The organism is Bowmanella yangjiangensis, assembly GCF_017255015.1.
Classification (GTDB): Bacteria; Pseudomonadota; Gammaproteobacteria; order Enterobacterales; family Alteromonadaceae; genus Bowmanella; species Bowmanella yangjiangensis.
The window spans coordinates 1-534 of the sequence record NZ_JAFKCS010000523.1; the positions used below are offsets into that span (position 1 = coordinate 1).

Annotated in this window: 1 protein-coding gene; it reads right to left on the minus strand. The window is 59.7% G+C overall.

Translation table 11 applies throughout. From position 1 onward, the window contains the following. The coding region (locus J0A65_RS25465; RefSeq protein WP_206597006.1) for a hypothetical protein at positions 1-254 on the minus strand (254 nt) is incomplete at its 3' end. Between the last annotated feature and the right edge of the window lie 280 nt (positions 255-534).

Consider the following 534-nt stretch of genomic DNA (forward strand, 5'->3'; position numbering starts at 1 on the left):
GTAAACCCCAGCGCGAAGGATGCACCACTGGCCAGGCCGTGCTGGAACTGCCGCGCCATTTCGGCGGTGCTAACCGCCTGCACCGTCAAGGCCCGCGAAGGGTCTTGCAGCACGCCAACCTGCGCCGTGAGCGACAGCGGCTCCTGCGCCATCTCGACGGCATCCACGACACGCGCCCCGGCCCAGGTTGGCAGCGCATGCAGCAGCAGGCTTAGCAATAGGAAGAAGAGCCGAAAATGGTGATCAACGGTCATGAAAAGTATCGGTTTGAACTCGAACGAGACAAAGTTCGCTCAGGGGCTTGGTTGGCGAAAGTCTACAAGACAAGCTCAGGGGCCGGTAAAGCGCCACCAAAATAACCAGGGCTGATCGTTCCCCTGAGGCTGACGTTCGCCAGGAGCATCGATCAGTGGCAACGGCTGCTGCTAGGTAAATCGGGATACGCAGCCGTAGCTGCGATCGTTAGACTGTTCTCGGACAATCCAGCGGAACCCACCATGACACCCGAACAGATCGCCACCTTCTGCCTGAACC